17 protein-coding genes are annotated in these 18,551 nt (G+C 34.5%); all 17 read left to right on the forward strand.

What is annotated here, in order from left to right:
• The first annotated feature begins 128 nt into the window (after nt 1-128).
• The 17 genes from gshAB to OL233_RS07290 all read left to right on the forward strand — a co-directional run bounded on the left by gshAB (nt 129) and on the right by OL233_RS07290 (nt 18,536).
• Nucleotides 129-2,411 (forward strand): bifunctional glutamate--cysteine ligase GshA/glutathione synthetase GshB, encoded by a 2,283-nt coding sequence (gene gshAB, locus OL233_RS07210; RefSeq protein WP_275471667.1) that lies wholly within the window; start codon nt 129-131, stop codon nt 2,409-2,411.
• Nucleotides 2,412-2,635: 224 nt separating this feature from the next.
• Complete coding sequence (locus OL233_RS07215; RefSeq protein ID WP_275471668.1) at nt 2,636-5,398, forward strand: sigma 54-interacting transcriptional regulator; 2,763 nt, start codon at nt 2,636-2,638, stop codon at nt 5,396-5,398.
• A 134-nt stretch (nt 5,399-5,532) separates the two neighbouring features.
• On the forward strand, nt 5,533-6,711 hold the full coding sequence (locus OL233_RS07220; protein WP_126831948.1) for a glycoside hydrolase family 88 protein: 1,179 nt from the start codon (nt 5,533-5,535) through the stop codon (nt 6,709-6,711).
• A 20-nt stretch (nt 6,712-6,731) separates the two neighbouring features.
• Nucleotides 6,732-7,232, forward strand: a complete 501-nt coding sequence (locus OL233_RS07225) for a PTS sugar transporter subunit IIB (RefSeq protein ID WP_275471669.1) — start codon at nt 6,732-6,734, stop codon at nt 7,230-7,232.
• Nucleotides 7,233-7,252: 20 nt separating this feature from the next.
• Complete coding sequence (locus tag OL233_RS07230) at nt 7,253-8,038, forward strand: PTS mannose/fructose/sorbose/N-acetylgalactosamine transporter subunit IIC (RefSeq protein WP_126831950.1); 786 nt, start codon at nt 7,253-7,255, stop codon at nt 8,036-8,038.
• The gene (locus OL233_RS07235; RefSeq protein WP_275471670.1) at nt 8,028-8,840 is read left to right on the forward strand and encodes a PTS system mannose/fructose/sorbose family transporter subunit IID; all 813 of its coding nucleotides are present in this window, start codon (nt 8,028-8,030) and stop codon (nt 8,838-8,840) included. The genes OL233_RS07230 and OL233_RS07235 overlap by 11 nt, the downstream gene beginning before the upstream one ends.
• Before the next feature lie 16 nt (nt 8,841-8,856).
• Nucleotides 8,857-9,303: a PTS sugar transporter subunit IIA gene (locus OL233_RS07240; RefSeq protein WP_275471671.1), complete on the forward strand. Its 447-nt coding sequence runs from the start codon at nt 8,857-8,859 to the stop codon at nt 9,301-9,303.
• 2 nt (nt 9,304-9,305) lie between these two features.
• Nucleotides 9,306-9,575 carry a preprotein translocase subunit YajC gene (gene yajC / locus OL233_RS07245; RefSeq protein ID WP_275471672.1) on the forward strand — a complete coding sequence of 90 codons (270 nt, stop codon included), beginning with the start codon at nt 9,306-9,308 and terminating at the stop codon, nt 9,573-9,575.
• A gap of 80 nt (nt 9,576-9,655) precedes the next feature.
• Entirely contained in the window at nt 9,656-11,605 is a 1,950-nt protein-coding gene (locus tag OL233_RS07250; RefSeq protein ID WP_275471673.1) for a heparinase II/III family protein, read from the forward strand.
• Between the two features lie 115 nt (nt 11,606-11,720).
• Nucleotides 11,721-12,446, forward strand: a complete 726-nt coding sequence (locus OL233_RS07255) for a GntR family transcriptional regulator (protein ID WP_275471674.1) — start codon at nt 11,721-11,723, stop codon at nt 12,444-12,446.
• Nucleotides 12,447-12,574: 128 nt separating this feature from the next.
• Complete coding sequence (locus OL233_RS07260) at nt 12,575-13,741, forward strand: SIS domain-containing protein (RefSeq protein ID WP_275471675.1); 1,167 nt, start codon at nt 12,575-12,577, stop codon at nt 13,739-13,741.
• A gap of 44 nt (nt 13,742-13,785) precedes the next feature.
• On the forward strand, nt 13,786-14,778 hold the full coding sequence (gene lacD / locus OL233_RS07265; protein ID WP_275471676.1) for a tagatose-bisphosphate aldolase: 993 nt from the start codon (nt 13,786-13,788) through the stop codon (nt 14,776-14,778).
• 23 nt (nt 14,779-14,801) lie between these two features.
• On the forward strand, nt 14,802-15,731 hold the full coding sequence (locus tag OL233_RS07270; protein WP_275471677.1) for a hexose kinase: 930 nt from the start codon (nt 14,802-14,804) through the stop codon (nt 15,729-15,731).
• 140 nt (nt 15,732-15,871) lie between these two features.
• Nucleotides 15,872-16,354, forward strand: a complete 483-nt coding sequence (locus tag OL233_RS07275) for a PTS sugar transporter subunit IIB (protein WP_275471678.1) — start codon at nt 15,872-15,874, stop codon at nt 16,352-16,354.
• 28 nt (nt 16,355-16,382) lie between these two features.
• Complete coding sequence (locus OL233_RS07280) at nt 16,383-17,303, forward strand: PTS mannose/fructose/sorbose/N-acetylgalactosamine transporter subunit IIC (protein ID WP_275471679.1); 921 nt, start codon at nt 16,383-16,385, stop codon at nt 17,301-17,303.
• Nucleotides 17,290-18,102, forward strand: a complete 813-nt coding sequence (locus OL233_RS07285; RefSeq protein ID WP_275471680.1) for a PTS system mannose/fructose/sorbose family transporter subunit IID — start codon at nt 17,290-17,292, stop codon at nt 18,100-18,102. Before OL233_RS07280 ends, OL233_RS07285 begins: the two co-directional genes overlap by 14 nt.
• A gap of 41 nt (nt 18,103-18,143) precedes the next feature.
• On the forward strand, nt 18,144-18,536 hold the full coding sequence (locus OL233_RS07290) for a PTS sugar transporter subunit IIA (RefSeq protein WP_126831973.1): 393 nt from the start codon (nt 18,144-18,146) through the stop codon (nt 18,534-18,536).
• The last annotated feature ends 15 nt before the right edge of the window (nt 18,537-18,551 follow it).

The following is an 18,551-nucleotide window of genomic DNA, read 5'->3' on the forward strand; positions in this document are numbered from 1 at the left end:
AAAGATGGACTCTATTATGAGTTCATCTTTTTTTATTGGCGTTAAATAAGCTCAAATTAAAGCTTTTTTAACGCGAGAATGCTATAATTTAGTTCTGAAAATGAACAAAGAATGAGGTGAAAAGCCCTATGAAAAATATACAGCAATTATTAAGTGAGTTACCAATACGTTCGTTATTTAAAGAATCACGTATTGGAATAGAAAAAGAAAGTCAGCGTGTGACTTTGTCAGGTGAGTTAGCGACGACAGATCACCCTAAAGAGTTTGGGAATAGAGCCTTTCATCCGACGATTCAAACGGATTTTAGTGAAACACAGGTTGAAATGATTACACCTGTTGCTAATTCAGAGCGTGAAGTTTTTGAGCATTTAGCAAGTTTACACGATGTCGTGAGACGAACGTTACCAGAAAATGAAATGCTATGGCCGTTAAGTATGCCACCTGTCTTGCCTGAAAATGATGACGCGATTAAGATTGCCAAATTGGCATCTGAGAAAGATGTAGCTTACCGTGAACATTTGGCTAAAACCTATGGGAAACGTAAGCAGATGGTAAGTGGGATTCATTATAATTTTGAATTTGATTCAGTCTTTTTAAAACAGTTGCATGAAAAGTCAGACAGTACACAAACGTTCAAAGATTTTAAAACAGATGTGTATTTAAAAGTGTCTCGTAATTATTTACGTTACCGTTGGTTTGTGACGTATATGATGGGTGCCGCACCGTTATCTGAGGAAGGCTATTTTACGGGATGTCCGAAAGGTAGACCGAGCATGCCTGTTAGAAGTATTCGTAATAGTAATTTTGGCTATACGAATGATGAATCAGTCTTTGTATCTTATAAATCAATGGATGATTATGCGACGAGCATTCAAAAATTGGTTGAAACAGGCAAAATTTCAGAAGAGAAAGAATTTTATTCTGCCGTTCGTTTACGTGGTGGCAATACAGTTGCTGCTATACAAGAAAAAGGTGTGGGGTATATCGAGATTCGTAATATAGATAACAACCCATTTGCCAATTATGGTATTACAGAAGAGCAGATTAAGTTACTGCATTATTTCTTAATGCTGATGCTATGGTTAGATGAAGCACCGATTGACAGTGATGAGTGGTTACGTGAAGGTGAGCGTCTAAATAATCAAGTTGCATTAGAAAATCCGTTAGATCAGACGAGTCAACTTGAAGAAGGTGAGCGTCTATTAATTGCATGGTTAGAGATGATGGAAAGTATAGAATCATCAGATGATGATATCCGCTTGGTTAAAGGATTGGGAAGACTTTTAGTTAATCCAGAAGAAACATTATCGGGTAAGATGTTAACTGAAATTATAGCTCAAGAGACGCAAGAAAAATTTGCGATAGAATTAGGCAATACTTATCAAGCAAGTGCTTGGGAGAAACCTTATCAATTAGCAGGGTTCCGTGATATGGAATTATCAACACAGTTATTGTTATTTGATTGTTTACAAAAAGGGATTTCAGCAGAAATTTTAGATCGTCAAGACCAATTTTTGAAATTGAGTTTTGGTGGTAAAGTAGAATATGTTAAAAAAGCGAACATGACAAGTCTTGATACGTATGTTGTGTCACTTATGATGGAAAATAAAACAGTAACTAAAAAGGTTTTGGATCAAGCAGGCTTCGAAGTACCCGCGGGTAAAGAATTTATAACGAAAGAAGAAGCAATTGCTAGCTATGCTTATTTTATTGACCGTGGAATTGTTGTCAAACCTAAGTCAACGAATTACGGTTTAGGGATTTCTATTTTTAAAGAAGGTGCAAGTTTAGAGGATTATTCTGAGGCAATTGAGATTGCTTTTAAAGAGGATACAGAGGTATTGGTTGAGGAATTCTTACCAGGAACAGAGTACCGTTTCTTTGTTATTGGCGATAAGACGGAGGCTATTATGCTTCGTGTTCCAGCAAATGTTAAGGGAGACGGAGTTTCGACTATTGCCCAACTTGTTGAGGTGAAAAATCAAGATAGCTTACGTGGAACGAAACACCGTACACCGCTACAATTAATTGAGTTAGGACCGATTGAAAAGTTAATGCTTAAAGAACAAGGACTAACTGTAGAGAGCGTATTAGAGAAGGATCAAGTCGTTTACTTGAGAGAAAATTCCAATGTAAGTACAGGTGGCGATTCTATTGATATGACGGATGAGATGCCAGAGTATTATAAAGAGGTTGCTGCTAAGGCGGTTCAAGCGTTAGGTGCGACAATCAGTGGAATTGATTTGATTATCCCAGATATTGATGCTGAGGTAACGCCAGATAACCCAGGCTATGGTATTATCGAAGCGAATTTTAATCCAGCGATGCATATGCATGCTTTCCCATTTGCTGGAAAAGGACGTCGTTTGACCCTTAAAGTTTTAGAGCTATTGTTTGAAGGGGTTTCTTAATAGGAAATTAAGTTTTCTTATTAGTAGATATTAGTTTTGAACAATAAATTGAGTATAGATAATTAATAAAAACACTGTAAGTGCAATTAATATTGTAATTACAGTGTTTTTGTATATTTTTTAAGAACAACTACTTGATTTTGTTAGCGTTTTTCTATATCATTCAAGGTAATCATTAAAAAATAATAAACGTAAAATTTCTTAAATGGATAAGGGTGAGTATTATGAAGAAAAATGATTATCTGGATTATTTAATAAATGAGGGGAAAAATGCAAAAGCTTTTACCTCAGAACATTATAAATTTGCAACAACTCAAACAATTGCTGCAATTTCTGATCAAAAAGTTACCTTGGTCAATCATCACCTAAATGGTTTATTTAAAGAAAATAAATTAATTAAGATTAATAGCAAGCCAGTATTTTATTTACCTGTGGACTTACTCAAAGAGCTATTTGGTAAATATCCAGAAAAAGAAATTTTTTCTAGTTTTGAAGAGGTGGAGAAGGCTTGTAAAAGTAATAGTTTAGATCAATTAATTGGTGCTAAGAGAAGTTTGTCAGAAGTATTGAGACAATGTAAGGTAGCTTTGAAATATCCTAACAATGGTTTACCGTTATTATTAACAGGAGATACAGGGACTGGAAAAACTTTCTTAGTGAAGCAACTATATGATTATGCTAAAAAGGAAAATATTTTACCAGAAGAGGCACCGCTAGAAATCTTTAACTGTGCTGAATACGCAGACAATCCAGAGTTGTTGTCTTCTAAATTATTTGGTTATAAGCAAGGCAGCTTTACTGGTGCTTATGAAGATAGAAAAGGAATTATAGATGCCAGTGATGGAGGTATCTTATTTATAGATGAAGTCCATAGATTGTCATCTGAGAGTCAAGAAAAGTTGTTTTACTTCATAGATGAAGGTAAATATAAACCAATCGGGGAAAATAAAGAATGGTCTGAAGCTAAAGTTCGTTTGGTTTTTGCAACGACTGAAGAGATAGATGATTTTTTACTCGAAACATTTATTAGACGAATTCCTATTGTAACTAAAGTTCCATCTTTAGATGCTAGGGGATACCAAGAGAAGAAGGAATTCTTGTTGTACTTTTTCAAGAATGAATGCAAGAGTACGAATCGACCTATTTTTATAAGTAATGAATTATTTCATTTCTTGGTAAGATATTCTTACACAGGCAATGTTGGTGAGATGAAGAATTTGGTGAAGTCTTTAGTAGGGAATGCCTTTATTAATTTAGAAAATGATAATGATCCGATAGATATTAGTGTAAGTTATTTACCTAAAACAATGAAAAATGATGCTATAAAGTATATGGATATGTTTAGTGAAGAACGTATAGAGGTGTATCCTGATGGAACGATTAATGATCCAGATCACCATAAAACGCGAAATCTATTTCTTAAGATGAATGAAAAAATTGTCAATTATAATGAACAGCTCTTAAATAAAAAGTACACAGCTTCAGAGTATGTTAATAACTGTTTTGATAAGCTTGAGCAGCTGATTACACGCCATAAGAGTCAAAATTTGATTGACCCAAAAGTACATAGCTCTGTCAAAGACACCATGTCTTATATTAGTACAACGATGTTTGAAAAAAATCAAATTGAATTTAGTCACGAAGCACAACAGCTTATTGGGGATTATTTAGAGTTAGTTATTTCAGTTAATAAGTATGATGATGTAACTACTGCGGAAGTTGTTCAAATCTTGACTACTCTAGAAGAAGAGCTATCCGTACCGTCTAGTCATGCCAAATTATTAAAAGAATTATTGTGTCAGCTGCTACCTTATTTATCAGACCGGTTAAGTGGTTTTGACAGTTTGATGTTCACGATTATTGTGACCTATTATTACAATGCCTTCTCTATAGATAAAATTCAAGGAGTTATCATTTGTCATGGTCCAACGACAGCAAGTAGCTTATCTCAAACTGCTAATAAAATGATTGGTGAGCGTGTATTTCATGGTATAGATATGGATTTGGATGTATCATTTAATGAAATTACAGCTAAGTTAAAGCGTTATTTATCACTTCATGAAACGCGTAATGGAACGGTTATATTAATTGATATTGGTCATACAGAAGATTTGAGGTTAGCCATACAAGATCGAGTTGAAGGACCATTTGCTGTCATTGACAACGTGTCGACAAAGCTAGCTTTAGATGTAGGGTTCAAAATAATAAACAAAGAAAATATATCACAATTGGCATTAAAAGCATCTGAAAGTCACTACTCAGAATGCTCAGTATTTGAGCCAGAGGTACCTAAAGAGAAGGCATTAATTATTTCATGCCAAACAGGGATTGGGACTGCGAATAAGTTAAAAGATATTTTTGAAGAAAATTTACCCAAATCTGCCAATATTCAATTAGTTGTAACTGACTTTAAACATCTAACAACAATGAAAACGAATACAACTTTCTTTGCTAGGTATGAAGTTTTGGGGAGTATCGGCACGACCGATCCTAAAATTGAAGATGTCCAGTTTTTAGGGTTGGATGATATCATGAGCGAAGAGGGAATTAATCATTTATCCCGAATGTTTGATGAGTATTTAACAGCAGGTGAAATTCATAATCTTAACAATGGTTTAATGAAGACGTTATCACTAGAGAACTTGGTGACAATGTTAAGTATCTTGAATCCAGAGAAAACAATTCAACTAATTACAGAAATGATGGAGCTATGGGAAGATGAATTTAAGATAGGTATCCCAAATAATTTAAGAACGGCTCTATACATTCATATTAGTTGTATGATTGAGCGTGTTATTACTCGAACATATGTTGAAAATCACACGACAGATTTAACAGAATTTTCAAAAGAGCATGACTATTTTGTTAAAGTTATAAAAGATGGCTTAGCAAAATTTGAATCTATTTATCATGCGGAAGTTGATTTAGGTGAGATTGCTTATTTACATCAATTGTTTAGTTTAAATCTAAATAACTTCCAATATTAGGTCATCACATCCAATAAATCCAAATTTACATCTAAAAAATAAAAAATAAAGCCTATTGTATAGGCTTTATTTTTTTTGGCACGCTATTTGCTTATATATAAAGTGTAAAAAGGAAATGAAGGAGAGACTCACAAATGAAAATTGAGAAATTAGAGAATAGTCATCGTTTTTATCAACAGGGATTAATTACTCGCGATGAAATTGAGAAGGCGATGAAACAAGCTTTAGAATTAGTTGATCATAATATGATTAAGTTTGGCGAACGTTTTCCGTGGCCAGCGACTAAACAAGGCGAATATGTCTTAATGGATAATACAGAATGGACAAACGGTTTTTGGACAGGAATGGTTTGGTTAGCCTATGACGTCACTAGAGATGAAAAATACCGTATTCTTGGTGAAAAACATGTTGATAGCTTCCTACACCGTATTGAAAATAAAATAGAAGTAGACCATCATGACTTAGGTTTCTTATATATTCCATCTTGTGTTAGCGCATACAAATTAACAGGGAATCAAAATGCTAGAAAAGCTGCTTTATTAGCAGCAGATCAATTAGCAAGTCGTTACCAAGAAAAAGGTGGATTTATCCAAGCGTGGGGCGAATTAGGGGCAGAAGATAACTATCGTTTAATCGTAGATTGCTTATTGAACATCCCACTATTATATTGGGCTGCTGAAGAAACTGGCGATTCAAGTTATGTGGATATGGCAAATACGCATTATAAATCAACAGTGGAAACAGCGTTTAGAGAAGATGCGTCAACTTTCCATACTTATTACTTTGACCCTAAAACAGGCGAACCTGTTAAAGGAATGACACGTCAAGGCTATGCAGATGACTCAAGTTGGGCGCGAGGTCAAGCGTGGGCAATTTACGGGACAGCGTTACAATATTATGCGAATAAAGATGAATCAATCTTCCCTGATTTTAAAGCGGTAACAAATTACTTCTTAAATCGTCTACCAGAAGATAATGTTCCTTTCTGGGATTTAATCTTTACAGATGGTGATTTACAATCTCGTGATTCATCATCATCAGCGATTGCTGTTTGTGGAATGCACGAAATGTTGAAATATTTACCTGAAACAGATCCAGAAAGACAAGTTTATCAACAAAGTATGCACACAATGATGCGTGCAATGATGACAAACTATACTTATAAAGATTTGAATACAGAAAATGCATTATTAAGACATGGTGTTTACTCATGGCATTCTGGTAAAGGTGTTGATGAAGGCAATATCTGGGGCGATTACTTCTATTTAGAAGCATTAGTTAGATTTTATAAAGACTGGGAATTATACTGGTAAAAAGAAAAGGGGAAATTAAAATGACAGAACCAAATATTAAAATGGTAAGAATTGATGAGCGTTTAATTCACGGACAAGGACAATTATGGATTAACTCTTTAGGAGCCAACTTAGTTATCGTTGCCAATGATGAAGTGTCAACAAACTCAATTCAACAAACGTTGATGAAGTCACTTATTAATAAAAAGATTGGGATGCGTTTCTTTAACATCGAAGAAACATGCGAAAAAATTCATAAAGCATCACCGAAACAATCTATATTCTTAGTATGTAAAGATCCAAAAGATGTTTTACGTTTAGTTGAAGGTGGCGTTCCAATTAAAGAATTAAACGTTGGAAATATTCATTTTGCAGAAGGCAAAACAAAGTTATCTAACTACATTTCAGTAGGTGAAGAAGATATTGCGGCACTTAAAGCATTAAAAAATGATCATGGGGTTGTATTTAATACTAAGACAACACCACTTGGCGGAGACGCTGGTGTTGAATTAGATTTAAATGAATATATCGCAAAAAATTAATTGAATAGGAGGAGTTATCAATGGATGCAACATTGACACAGGGTATTTTAGTTGGTTTGTTCGCAGCTTTCTGTTTAACAGGACAAATCATGGGGACTTACACTAACAGAGCTATTTTCTTATCATTTGGTGTGGGACTAATTTTAGGAGATGTTCAAACAGGTTTAATTATGGGGGCAACAGCAGAACTTGCTTTCATGGGATTTGGTGTTGGAGCGGGTGGTACAGTACCGCCGAACCCAATCGGACCTGGTATTGTAGGGACTATTATGGCGATTGCACTTAAAGATCAAGGCATGACACCTGAAAAAGCATTAGCATTATCTCTACCATTCGCGGTTATGATTCAATTTATGATTACATTTATTTACTCATTAAATGCAGGGTCATTAACACAAGCGAAAAAAGCGTTACTTGAAGGAAATTATAAAAAATTCAAATTGTCATCAAATTTAACAGCTATTTTATTTGCAATTTTTGGTTTCGTAGTGGGGTTAGTAGCGACATTAAGTATTGATCTATTACGTAGCTTTGTTGAGATTATTCCACAATGGTTAATGAATGGTTTATCAGTTGCCGGTGGATTATTACCAGCAATCGGTTTTGCAATGATTTTAAATGTTATGGTTAAAAAAGAATACATTCCAGCATTAATTTTAGGTTATGTATGTATTTCATATTTAGCTATGCCAGTTATAGGTTTAGCGTTTGTAGGAGCAATTTTAGCATTTAACAACTTCTACAATGGCGGTAACGGTTCAAGCGAAGAAGAAGAAGGCGAGGAGGTTTTTGAAGATGGAATCTAGACAACCAGTATTACAGCCGAAGGATTATGCTGTTGCAAGCTTACGTTCATATCTTTTACAAAACGGATTTAACTATGGTAACTACCAAGGAACAGGTTACGCAAACTCAATTTTTCCAGCTTTGAAAAAAATCTACAAAGATGATGAGCAAAAATTACGTGAAGTAACTGCAGGGAACTTAGAGTTTTATAACACTAACCCTCAATTGGTTCCTTTCATTACAAGTATGCAATTAGCTATGTATGATAATGGTCAAAGTGAAGAGGACACTCGTGCGATTAAATTTGCTTTAATGGGACCATTATCTGGTATTGGTGATTCATTATCACAATTTGGATTAGCTCCTCTATTTTCAACAATTGGTGCAGGAATGGCAATGGACGGTTTAGTAGCAGGTCCAATCTTCTTTATCGTAGCAATGTTCGGTATTACATTTGGTATTAGAATGTTAATGGGTTATTTAGGTTACAAATTAGGTACAAGCGTTATCGATACATTAAGTGAAAAAATGGCATCAATCGTTACAATTGCAACAACAATCGGTGTTACCGTAATCTCTGGGTTGGCTGTATCCTTTGTTAAAGTTAATTTAGCCTTGGAATACTCAACTACAGTAGAGGGCGAACAACAAGTTGTCGCTTTACAAACAGTATTTGATAAAATAGCACCAAATATGTTACCAGTCTTGGTTACTGGCGGAATTTATGTTCTAATTAGAAAGTACAAATGGTCAACATATAAATTGATCCTTTTACTAATCGTTGCCGGAGTTGCGTTATCAGCTCTAGGAATCTTAAAATAATAGGTAGGTATGAATTATGTTTAATATATGTGTAGTTGGACATGGCAATTATCCTGATGGCATGGTTTCAGCGTTAAAATTATTATCAGGAACAGATGAGAATATTACAAAATTTAATTTAAATCAGGACTTAACACACGCTGATTATGAGACACAATTAAATGAGTATCTAGATAACAATGATGAAGTTATTGTATTTGCAGATATGACAGGTGGGGCTCCTCATCAAATTGCTAGTCGCCTGATTATGGAAAAAGGCAAACGTACGCAATATATTATTTCAAGTGCCCCACTCAATTTATTACTAGAAATTGTGATGAAAATTAATCTTCAAGTACTGAATAAAGACAATGTGGAAGCTGAATTACAAAGAAGTTTAGTGGAAGCCAAAGAAGTAATGTTACTATTACCAGAAACGGAAACCTTTGAAGAGGTTGAAGAAGAGGAAGAAGAAGGTATCTAATTATGAAAGATTATTTGCTAATTGCGTTTGTTATCTTAATGGTATTGCTGTACTTAGTTGCGATTCCATTAGCCAAAAAAAAGGCTGCTAAGAAACAACAAGAAACGATACAGGCTTTTCAAAATGAGCTAAAAAAAGGTGATACTGTTATGATGGCAGCCGGTATTATTGGTGTCATTCAAGCAATAAATCCTGAGACCATTTCATTAGAAATTGCTAATCAAACAGTGATTGAGATTGATAAAATGTCAGTGGTTGGCAAAATTAAATAATTAGGTAGCTGAGAAAGGGTATGGGATATTTTTATCCTATACCCTTTTTTTATAAGAAAATAGTTGAGGAGGATGTTCAAATGAAGCAAGCTGAGTTTATAAAAATGATACACAAAAATAACTTTGCTAAGACAGCTGAGGCGATTAAAAATGCGGACTATCTTTTAGAAAATAATTTTGTATTTACACACCCTTATGATATGGAACCTTACCATAAAATTATTAATATGAATGAAATTAATTGGCTGTATACGCCAAATGAAGATGAAGAGTGGATTTTTATGCTAAATCGTCAAGAGTATTTGATTGATTTATTAACAGCGTATTATGTGACAGATAAAGATGAGTACTTACTTAAGGCAAAGGACTTAATGTTGAGTTGGTTAGTTAATTGTGTAGAACCAGGTGGTTTGGCATGGCGTACAATTGACACAGGCATTCGGGTTCTATATTGGTCTGTTTTATATACAGAATTAGAACGTTCAGAATTTTTGAAACCTGAAGAAAAGAAACGATTGGATGATGGGCTTAAAACACAAGTTAATTATTTAAATGAGCACTATATAACGAAATACGACCTGAGTAACTGGGGTGTTTTAATTAGTAGTGGGATTGTGGTACTTGCGAATCAGCATCCAGAGATAGTATCTGTCGAGAGTTATGAACGAAATGAGGCACGCTTAGTTAAACAATGCCAGCTCCAAGTTCAAAATTCAGGACTACACTGGGAACAGTCTCCACTTTATTTTATGGAAGTATGGCGTCAGCTTTCCCTTGTCATGTTAAGTTATAAGGAAGTTTTAAATGAGTGTCCAGTCATCATTTCTGAAACGGTGGAGCGAATGCTTAGTGTTGCTCCTTATTTTGTAAAACCGAATGGCTATATCTTACAACAAGGAGACACTGATTTAATAAAAATAGACGATATGATTCAAACATTTAGCCTGATCTTGGATAGAGATATTCCGACGCGCCATAGTGAGGAGATCTGTTTAGATCTATTAGCATTAAGTTTTGATGGGGTTAAAACTAAATTTCAAACATTAGATATTCAAAAGCGTTTGGGTGAGTTGCAAACCAATAAAAAAATAAGACAATGTGTAGATTATGAAACAGGTAATTTTTTCTATCACAAAGATTGGAAACTAAATTCAAGTTTTCTACATATTTTTAATGGTGTAATCAGTAGTGGTCATGGACATGCTTCTTTAGGTCATTTTGATTATATGGTAAATGGAGAAGATATTTTAATCGATCCTGGCCGATACACTTATCGTGAAATAGACGAGAGAACTATACTAAAAGAAGCGAAGTCTCATAATGTTCTAGTTATTAATGATGAGCCTTTTACTCAAATCAAAGATTCATGGGCTTTTAAAAAATCAACGACACCGCTTGCTAGTGTTAGTTCGACCCGTAATGGTGTGACGACAACACAAATTAGTTATTTAGAGGAGCAGTCAACAGGGGATAAGTTAGTAACTCGGACATTTATTTGGTTTGAAGCTGAAGAATTGTTGATTGTCACAGATTATATAAAAGCAACTGGTAAAAATAAAGTGGAACAATTTTTAAATTTAGGAGAAACGATTAAAGTTGAGACGGGACAGAGAAAAAGTGTCCTTCGTGGGGATAGAACAACCCTATACAGTTATCATAATTATCAACAGATGAGTACAGAAGAAGCCTTATGGTCACCAACATATAATAAAATGGCGACAACCACTCGTCTGAAATTGTCTAGTGAATTTGAGGGATCATTCTTTGGCTATACGGTATATAGTTCTAATCATCAAGTATCAGTTAAGTTAGCAAAAGTAGAGCAATCAGCTAATGCAAGTGCTATTCCTATTGATAAATGTGTAGGCCTAAAGGTGTCATTAGGTGAGAGTGAAAAAATAATTAGTTTACAACATCAAGACACATTTTCTGGTCATAAGCTTTATTACGTTGAAAATGAAGCCGTATATGGTAAGGTCACCTTAATTAACCTTGAAAATGGAGGGAAGGATTATCAGAGACTGTTATAAAATATAAAGGAAGTTCCTATTTAAACGCTTAACTCAAATTGACAAACAAAACCAAAGCTTATACTATAAAGAATAGACATTACTGAGATGTATGAGAGAGCAAGGAGAGTTCCTGATGATTAATAAAAACAGTGCGATTCCGTTATATGATCAACTTGTAAATGTGTTGGTTAAAGAAATTGATGAGAAATTGCAACCTAATGATAAAATGTTATCTGAACGTGAGATATGCCAAGTTTATGATGTAAGTAGAACAACTGTGCGATTGGCATTAACAGAATTAGAGAATATGGGGTATATCTATAAACAACCTGGTAAAGGAAGTTTTGTTGCATCACTTAACAGAAATAAACAAAATTTAATGGACTATTATAGTTTTACAGATCAAATGAAACAACAGGGGAAGGAACCACAAACCAAAATACTAGATTTTCAAAAAGTCTATGTTAACGAATATATTGGCGGTAAATTAAATGTTGGCCCAACTGACTTAGTTTATAGGTTGAAACGGTTACGTTTAGCTGATGGTTTTCCTATGATGGTTGAGTATACTTATATTCCGGTAACTGATTTCCCGGATCTGACATTAGATAAACTCAATAAAAAACCATTATACAATGTGTTTAATGAAGATTATCATAAGATTATTAAACTTGCAGAAGAAGAGTTTTCTGCAAGCTTAGTGACAGAAAAAGAAGCTGCGATGTTAGATGTTCCGATTCAATCGGCCTGTTTAAAATTAAAACGAGTGGCGTATGATCGGACTAATAAAGTAGTCGAGTTTACGATTAGTACGGCAAGAAGTGACCAATTTAATTACAAGGTGAAACATTTTAGATAGTGCTTAGTATATCTTTTTGAACAAAGGAATTGACAACTCCTTTAAAAGAAGATATATTAAACATGTAGTAACTGGTCATTACCAGTAAGTACCAGTAAAGGGATTTGAAAATAGAAAGGGGTTTTATTATGTATCATTTATCAGATGAAGAGTTAACGAAAAAAGGTGCAGTTATTACGACTCGCGAAATCCAACAACAACCTAGATTGTGGCAAGAAGCTTTTGAACTTTACACAGAACGTAAAGAAGCTATCGAAAGTTTTTTAACAACTATTAAAAATAAACATTCAAAAGTATGCGTTGTATTTACAGGAGCGGGAACATCTGCTTATGTAGGTGATACTGTTATCGCTTACTTAAAGAGTAAAGTAGATGAAAAACAATTTGATTTACAAAGCGTACCAACAACAGATATCGTATCAAATCCATATGAGTTCTATAATCCAGAAATACCAACTTTATTAGTTTCATTTGCAAGAAGTGGAAACAGTCCTGAAAGTGTTGCAGCTGTTCAATTAGGACAACAATTAATTCCAGATTTTTATCAGCTAACAATAACATGTGCAGCTGAAGGAAAGTTAGCAATCAACTCTAAAGGTGATGATAAAAACTTGTTATTATTAATGCCGGAAGATTCTAATGATAAAGGATTTGCAATGACTGGAAGTTACAGCTGTATGGCATTAACTACTTTATTAGTATTTGATTCAGCTGATTTTGAACAAAAAAAAGCATACGTAGAGATGATGAGTCAATTAGGTAATGAAGTTGTAGCCAATGACTCTCAAATTCAATCATTGCTAGATTTAGATTTTAATCGTGTTGTTTACTTAGGTTCAGGTAGCTTAGCTGGATTGACTAGAGAAGCACAATTGAAAATTTTGGAGTTAACAGCAGGTAAAATTGCAACAATTTTTGACTCATCTATGGGATTCCGTCATGGTCCGAAATCATTTGTTGATGATAAAACAATTATTTTTGGTTTTGTTTCAAATAATGCATACACACGTCAGTACGATCTAGATATCTTAGAAGAAGTTGCTGCAGATGAAATTGCTGAAAAAGTATGTGCTATTACTGTTAAACGTGACACAACATTTAGCCAAGATAAATATGAATTCACAACTGGTGAGACATTACCTGATGCATACTTAGCCTTACCGTATGTGATGTTTGCTCAAACTGTTTCAGTTATGGCGTCATTAAAAGTAGGCAATACACCTGATACACCATCACCAACAGGTACGGTAAATCGTGTCGTTCAAGGTGTTAAAATTCATTCTTACTCAAATTAATACGTAATTCTAAAAACTAATTCATATAAAAGAGGAGATTTACTATGAAAATCACAGAAAATAAATACAAAGCTATGGAAAAATTATCTACTAAAGACGGTATTATCGGTGCTTTAGCAATCGACCAACGTGGCGCGCTTAAAAAAATGTTAGCAGCAGGTAACTTCCAGGGAGATGTGGATACAACAATCGTTGAATTTAAAAAATTAGTTTCTGAAGAATTAACACCATATGCCTCATCAATTTTATTAGATCCTGAATACGGTTTACCAGCAGCAGGTGTTCGTGATGATGAAGCAGGTTTATTATTGGCATATGAACAAACTGGATACGATGCAACAGAACCAGGACGTTTTCCTGACTTAATTGCAAATATGTCAGCACGTCGCATTAAAGAAGCTGGAGCAGATGCTGTTAAATTTTTACTTTACTATGATATTGATGAGTCAGCTGAAATCAATGACCGTAAGCATGCCTTCATTGAACGTTTAGGTTCAGAGTGTGTGGCTGAAGATATTCCATTCTACTTAGAATTAGTATCTTATGATGCCACTATCTCAGATGCAACTAGTCCAGAATATGCTAAAGTTAAACCGCATAAAGTAAACGACATGATGAAAGAATTCTCAAAAGAAAAATACCATGTTGAAGTATTAAAAATGGAAGTACCAGTGAACATGAATTATGTTGAAGGATTTGCTGAAAATCCAGCAGATGTTATTTATACAAGAGAAGAAGCACTTGCATACTTCAAGGAACAAAGTGAAGCAACGCACCTACCATTTATTTTCTTAAGTGCAGGTGTTAGTGCTAAATTATTCCAAGAAACATTAGTATTTGCCCATGAAGCAGGTTCAACATTCAATGGTGTGTTATGTGGACGTGCAACTTGGAAAGGTGGCGTTGAAGTATTCGCAACAGAAGGCGAAGCTGCCACTCGTGAATGGTTAAAAACTGAAGGACGTCAAAATATCGAAGAATTAAATACAGTTATTAATAAAACAGCACAACCTTGGACAACTAAATTAACAAAATAATAGGTGAGTCAGGAGCGAATAAAATGATTTTGACTGTTACAATGAATCCGTCAGTTGACATGATGTACGCGATGGATAAGTTAGAGTTAGATACAGTAAATCGTGTTTCAGATGTGCTGAAAAGTGCAGGTGGAAAAGGTTTAAACGTAACACGTGTGGCTCATCAGTTAGGTTCAAAAGTCGTAGCAACAGGATTAGTTGGTGGCACAGTTGGAGCGTATATTGAAAAAGATTTAAATCAATCAGGTATCAACCATCGCTTTTCACAGATAGCGAGTGAATCTCGTAACTGTCTGGCTCTGATACATGAGGGGCATCAGACGGAAGTATTGGAAAAAGGCCCTACAATCTCTAAGGAAGAAGCAACTTCTTTCTTAGAGTTATATAGGGACTTATTAAAGCAAGCTAATGTGGTCACTATCTCCGGGAGTTTACCTCAAGGATTACCTGTTGATTTTTATGTTTTATTAGTCTCAGAGGCTGAAGAAGCAGGAAAACGTGTCTTACTGGATAGTTCAGGCCAATCATTAGAAGCTGTTTTAAAAAGTCAGTCCAAACCTTATATGATTAAACCAAATACTGAAGAATTAGAGGCTTTAATGGGAGTTTCTATTCAGACAGATGATGAACTTAAAGTTATTTTAAGGGATTCATTATTTGAGGGAATTCCACTTATCGTGGTTTCTATGGGGGCGGATGGTGCATTTGTTAAATATAATGAAATCTTTTACCGTGTCAAAATTCCAAAGATAACTGTTGTTAACCCTGTTGGTTCGGGGGATTCTACAGTAGCAGGAATGGCAGTAGCTATTTCAGAAGGTAAAGATATTTTAGAGTGTTTAAAACTGGCAATGACTGCTGGTATGTTAAATACGATGGAAGCAAAAACAGGCTTTGTCAATCCAGATAAAGTTGATGAGTATCTTGATAAAATTGAAGTAATCGAAATTTAAATACACTGTCTTATTATCTTTAGGAATAGGTCTAACCTATTCTTAAAAATAATAAGAATGTAGAATAAATAGTCTTTCCTAAATGTAAGCGGTTTATATTCTGTTTAGAAAAGATAAAAATATAAAAGGAGCTGGTAAGTATGGCAATAACAGCAGTACGCATCGATGGTCGTTTGATTCATGGTCAAGTTGCAAATTTATGGACACCGTCACTAGGAGCAACAAGAATTATGGTTGTGGATGATAAAGTTTCACAAAGCGATATTGAAAAGTCTGGTTTAAGAATGGCATGTCCTGCAGGGACAAAATTAAGCGTTATCCCTGTTGAAAAGGCAGCTGAAAATATTTTAGATGGTCGATATGATTCACAAAAAGTGTTTCTCGTGGTAAAAAAACCGGATGTACTTTTAGAGCTAGTTAATAAAGGTGTTCCTATCACAGCTATTAATGTTGGAAACATGTCACAAACACCAGAAACCAAACATGTTAATAAATCAATCAACGTCACTGAAAAGGATATTGCAGATTTTAAAGTTTTAGCAGATAAAGGGGTTAAATTAACCAATCAAATGGTTCCGGGTGATAAACAAAATGATTTTATGGAATTATTAAAAGACTTATAAAATTTAAAAGGAATAGAGGGGAATTAGTATGGGAATAGAATGGTGGCAAATATTATTATTAACGCTTTATGCAGGATATCAAATATGTGATGAGTTAACGATTAACTCAAGTGCAGGTTCAGCAGTTTTTGCAGGATTTATTTCTGGTTTAATCATGGGAGATATGAAAACTGGTCTTATGATCGGTGGAGCGATGCAATTAACAGTTCTTGGTGTAGGAACATTTGGTGGTTCATCACGTATTGATGCGAACTCAGGAACAGTTTTAGCAACAGCTTTCTCGATTGGTTTAGGAATGAATAAAGAATTAGCAATTTCATCAATCGCAGTACCAGTAGCGGCATTATTAATTCAAACAGATATTTTAGCCCGTTTTACGAATACATTTTTCGCGCATAGAATTGATAAACACATTGAAGATCATAACTATCGTGCAATTGAACGCAATTATTTATTAGGTGCTTTACCCTGGGCCTTATCACGTGCTTTACCAGTATTCTTGGCGTTAACATTTGGTGGAGGCTTAGTTAATACAGTTGTTGAATACATGAATAACGAGTTAAGTTGGTTGGCAACAGGTTTAGAAACAGCCGGTGCGGTATTACCAGCAGTTGGTTTTGCTATCTTACTTAGATATTTACCAGTCAAAAAACATTTCCCTTATTTAATTTTAGGATTTGTTGTAACCGCTATATTAGCAACTGTTTACGGTGATGTTAGTGCTGTTGGAGGGGCTGTATCAGGGTTATCAGAAGAATTCGCTCATAACTTTGCAGGTCTTCCGATGTTAGGGATTGCTTTAATCGGTTTTGGTATTGCAGCAGCAGAATATAACCGTAGCATGAATAAACCAGCTACAGCTGGAGGGACATCAAATACAGCTGTTGAAGAAGACACAACTCAATCAATAGATGATATGAAGGGAGAAATTCTAGATGACGAACTCTAAATATAAATTAACAAAAAAAGATTTTAATCAAGTAAACCGTCGCAATTTATTCACTTTCCAACTAGGTTGGAACTATGAAAGAATGCAAAATACAAGTTATTTGTATACTGTATTGCCCCAGTTAAGAAAAATTTATGGTGACGATACAGATGATTTAAAAGAAGCGATGAAAAATCATACGCAATTCTTTAATACAAGTAATTTCTTTAATACTATTATTACAGGAACAAACTTGGCTATCGAAGAACGTGAAGGAATTGAATCAAAAGAAACCGTTGCGGGTATTAAAGTTGGGTTAATGGGATCATTTGCAGCAATCGGGGATTCAATTTTTGCAGCATTATTACCAGCAATCTTTGGTGCTATTGCAGCGAATATGGCTGTAGGCGGAAATCCAACAGGGATCTTCATCTGGATTGCAGTGAATATAGGTGTGATGTATTTCCGTTGGAGACAGTTAGAATTTGCTTATAAAGAAGGGGTTACCCTTGTTACAAAAATGCAAAGTAAATTATCAGCTTTGACAGATGCAGCTACATTGCTAGGGGTATTCATGGTCGGAGCATTAATTGCAACGATGATTAATATTAAAATTGGATACGTTGCTCAGATCGGTGATTTAGCAGTTAATATCCAAGATAAAATTGACATGGTATTACCAAAATTAGTTCCTGCTGGTCTAGTTGGATTAGTATACTGGTTATTAGGACGTAAAAATATGACAGCAACTCGTGCGATCTTTATTGTATTATTCGTGTCTGTGGCATTGTCAGCTTTAGGTGTAATTGCAAAAATTTAATTTTAAAAACTAGAATTTATTATAGAACGGAGAAGTTTGATATGAGTAAATTAGTATTAACAAGTCATGGTATTTTTTGTGAAGAATTGAAAAAAAGTGTAGAGATGATTTTTGGACCTCAAGAAGAAATTTATACATTAGCTTTACTTCCTGAAGAAGGTGAAGAAGATTATGTTGCTAAATTTGAAGCAATTAAAGCGGAAACAGCAGGGGAACAACTTGTAGTTTTTGCTGACTTGTTAGGTGGAACTCCATGTAACCAAATCTCTAAATATGTCATGCAAGGTGAAGATATTGAGTTGTATTCAGGTATGAATATGCCTATGGTAATCAGTTATTTAAACGCTGGTATGACAGGACAACCGTTAAATATTATCGAAGAAGGTCCTGCTAGCATCAAACGTGTGAATGATTTAGTTCCAAAATTAGGCTAATAAATGAGAGCATTT

It is taken from the genome of Vagococcus proximus (assembly GCF_029143285.1).
GTDB classification, from domain to species: domain Bacteria; phylum Bacillota; class Bacilli; order Lactobacillales; family Vagococcaceae; genus Vagococcus_D; species Vagococcus_D proximus.

Excerpts from the sequence above, each read along its gene's own strand:
- gshAB (WP_275471667.1), top strand. The coding sequence starts at position 129 with ATGAAAAATATACAGCAATTATTAAGTGAGTTACCAATACGTTCGTTA.
- OL233_RS07215 (WP_275471668.1), top strand. The coding sequence starts at position 2,636 with ATGAAGAAAAATGATTATCTGGATTATTTAATAAATGAGGGGAAAAAT.
- OL233_RS07220 (WP_126831948.1), top strand. The coding sequence starts at position 5,533 with ATGAAAATTGAGAAATTAGAGAATAGTCATCGTTTTTATCAACAGGGA.
- OL233_RS07225 (WP_275471669.1), top strand. The coding sequence starts at position 6,732 with ATGACAGAACCAAATATTAAAATGGTAAGAATTGATGAGCGTTTAATT.
- OL233_RS07230 (WP_126831950.1), top strand. The coding sequence starts at position 7,253 with ATGGATGCAACATTGACACAGGGTATTTTAGTTGGTTTGTTCGCAGCT.
- OL233_RS07235 (WP_275471670.1), top strand. The coding sequence starts at position 8,028 with ATGGAATCTAGACAACCAGTATTACAGCCGAAGGATTATGCTGTTGCA.
- OL233_RS07240 (WP_275471671.1), top strand. The coding sequence starts at position 8,857 with ATGTTTAATATATGTGTAGTTGGACATGGCAATTATCCTGATGGCATG.
- yajC (WP_275471672.1), top strand. The coding sequence starts at position 9,306 with ATGAAAGATTATTTGCTAATTGCGTTTGTTATCTTAATGGTATTGCTG.
- OL233_RS07250 (WP_275471673.1), top strand. The coding sequence starts at position 9,656 with ATGAAGCAAGCTGAGTTTATAAAAATGATACACAAAAATAACTTTGCT.
- OL233_RS07255 (WP_275471674.1), top strand. The coding sequence starts at position 11,721 with ATGATTAATAAAAACAGTGCGATTCCGTTATATGATCAACTTGTAAAT.
- OL233_RS07260 (WP_275471675.1), top strand. The coding sequence starts at position 12,575 with ATGTATCATTTATCAGATGAAGAGTTAACGAAAAAAGGTGCAGTTATT.
- lacD (WP_275471676.1), top strand. The coding sequence starts at position 13,786 with ATGAAAATCACAGAAAATAAATACAAAGCTATGGAAAAATTATCTACT.
- OL233_RS07270 (WP_275471677.1), top strand. The coding sequence starts at position 14,802 with ATGATTTTGACTGTTACAATGAATCCGTCAGTTGACATGATGTACGCG.
- OL233_RS07275 (WP_275471678.1), top strand. The coding sequence starts at position 15,872 with ATGGCAATAACAGCAGTACGCATCGATGGTCGTTTGATTCATGGTCAA.
- OL233_RS07280 (WP_275471679.1), top strand. The coding sequence starts at position 16,383 with ATGGGAATAGAATGGTGGCAAATATTATTATTAACGCTTTATGCAGGA.
- OL233_RS07285 (WP_275471680.1), top strand. The coding sequence starts at position 17,290 with ATGACGAACTCTAAATATAAATTAACAAAAAAAGATTTTAATCAAGTA.
- OL233_RS07290 (WP_126831973.1), top strand. The coding sequence starts at position 18,144 with ATGAGTAAATTAGTATTAACAAGTCATGGTATTTTTTGTGAAGAATTG.